General features: G+C 67.2%; 2 protein-coding genes and 1 pseudogene. 1 reads left to right on the top strand and 2 read right to left on the bottom strand.

Annotated features, from left to right (window positions below; genetic code table 11):
* A partial coding sequence (locus CA983_RS43030; protein WP_086606039.1) for a hypothetical protein occupies positions 1 to 583 on the bottom strand: 583 nt, incomplete at its 3' end.
* Complete coding sequence (locus CA983_RS43025) at positions 580 to 1059, bottom strand: RNA polymerase sigma factor (protein ID WP_279628518.1); 480 nt, start codon at positions 1057 to 1059, stop codon at positions 580 to 582. The genes CA983_RS43025 and CA983_RS43030, both read right to left, overlap by 4 nt.
* A 793-nt stretch (positions 1060 to 1852) precedes the next feature.
* Between CA983_RS43025 and CA983_RS43020 the strand changes: the two are divergent.
* Positions 1853 to 2141: pseudogene (locus tag CA983_RS43020) on the top strand (hypothetical protein); the annotation flags it as partial.

Here is a 2141-nt window from a genome sequence, read left to right as displayed (position 1 = left end):
CGGGCGCTGCGCTCCGGGCGCCTAGAAATTCATCCGGAGCGAAGCGGTGAAGAGCTAGCTCGCGGCCCCAGTGCTCGGCGTCGTGGAACTCGCCGCACTGAGCGTGGTCGAGGAAGAGGCAGTACTTGGCGGCGTCATCCCCGGCCCCGGCGGCGAACTGCCACCAAAACCGTGCCCCATCGACGTCGCCGCACAGGTGCAGCAGGCAGCCGAAGGTTCGGGCGCCGGCCTCGTGGGCGAAGTGGTCGTCGATGAAGTCCGCGAGGTCGCGGTCTGCCGTCGGCGACAGCAACAGGAGCAGGCTGACGGCCTGCAGGTCTCCCAAGGCGCGGTCGATGTCTGCCGTACTCTCCTCAGGAAGGGTCCAGGCTGGCGGATCCGTCATGAACGCAGTGGCCTCCGCACCGTTTCGGCTCTCGCCGCCGTGAAAGGGGCAGGCGCGCCCGTTCCGGAGATCGCGCCGACGCATCAGTCGCGCCTTCGCTGCGTTCAGGTCGTAGGCGTCGTATCGGTCCTTCGTCCGAGCTCGGGCCAGCCACTGCTCGAGGGTGCGCCTCGAAGTGGGCGTGGCAGGGTGGCTCATGTCGTCTTCTCCCCCTCGTCGGCGCGGTTGGAGTAATCGGCCTGGAGCAGACGAGCCAGGCGCCGACGGGCCTGGCACAGGTGCGAGCGGACGGTGGCTTCCTCAAGGCCCAAAAGAGCTGCGGCCTCCACCGAGGTGTACCCCAGCCCGTAGCAGAGCACGATCAGGTCGCGCTGCCGCTCGCTCAGCCTTCGCGTCGCGGAGTACAGCGTGATGGCGTCCACGAGACCGTCAAAGGGATCGTCTGAGGCATCTCGTAGTGCTGCCTCGAACGCGGCGATGTCCATAGGCTCCGGCCGCCGCTGCCTCTTGCGCTGCTGGTCCTTGATGCGGTTCTTCAGAATGGCCCACGCGTATGCCTCAAGATGTTCCATTTCCAGCATCTGATGCCATTTGCCCATTACCGAGTCGAAGGTGGCGTCCACTGCCTCCTCGGTATCCGCATCGGACCCCAGCTGCAGATAAGCGAAACTCATATAACTCTGTCGCCTATCGGCATGAAACGCCCAGTATGAGACTCGGGTGGCGTCAGGCCACTGCGCCATCGGCACGGTCTTCCGGCGTCGGCTCGGGACGCCCACTGCGCCGCCGGACTCCTCCGGCCCGCCCTCACTCACCGGGCCCCCCGGTCAGCTCACCCGGGATGGCGCGCTGCTCGTCACGTACCGATGGGCGCATGCCGGTAATTCCCACACGGACGCCAGCCGTCAGTATCCGCCTGGACAGTCGCAGTGCGTCAGGGCCGAAAACCCGGATGGCCAGCGCGGTCAGCAGCAACGCTGTAACAGCGTCGTGCACGTGCCCTCCCCGTTGGAAGTCGTCTGGGAAACGCCGCCTCCCCCTTCGGCGCTGGAGGCAGGCGCCTCCAGCAATAGAGCGTTTGGGAAGCAGGAAACGTGCAGGCACACTGGCAAAAAATCTTACGTTCAGCGCTTGCGCATATACGATCCGAAGTCGCTCAAAGCTGAGCGTTTTCCGCCTGCCGGCTGTCTCCACGCAAGACCAGTGGGCAGGACGGGCACCGGCCAACCGCCAACGCGACGCTCGCGGCCGCGGTCGTCGCCCGCGCCTACGCTCTCAACCACAGGCCCGCACCGCGCTCAAGGCCGCCGACGAACGCGCCATCCGGGGCTGCGGGACGTTCTCGCCGCGGGAGTGGCGACCGAGCCGAGCTGTGTCGTTTCTCCGGTACGACCATTGCACTCACACGAGGGGCGCAACCGCTGTCTCCGGCCCGTGCGCCCCAGGCGGGCCGCTACCAACAGGTACATGCGTACCGCTCTGCTGCGCGGCCTGCCCGCCGCGCTCCTCACCATCCTGTCCCTCACTACCGGCACGCCCGCTCACGCCGCGGAAACCGTTCCGCTCGCCGAAGCCGTCACAAGCCTGCCATTGGCCACTGAGTCCCGCGACGGCTACACCCGCGAGGCGTTCAAGCACTGGAACTCCGGCGACGACCCGGCCGACGGCTGTACCACCCGTAACGAGGTCTCATCGCCAAAGCCGTCGAAGCACCGGCCGTGGGCCCGAGGTGCCGGCTCACCGGCGGCAGCTGGTG

The organism is Streptomyces swartbergensis (genome assembly GCF_002148965.1).
In the GTDB taxonomy this organism is placed as follows: Bacteria; Actinomycetota; Actinomycetes; order Streptomycetales; family Streptomycetaceae; genus Streptomyces; species Streptomyces swartbergensis.
Note: the sequence above shows the minus strand (reverse complement) of the source record. Positions and strands in the feature narration are given on the sequence as shown.

Excerpts from the sequence above, each read along its gene's own strand:
- CA983_RS43025 (WP_279628518.1), bottom strand. The coding sequence starts at position 1,059 with ATGAGTTTCGCTTATCTGCAGCTGGGGTCCGATGCGGATACCGAGGAG.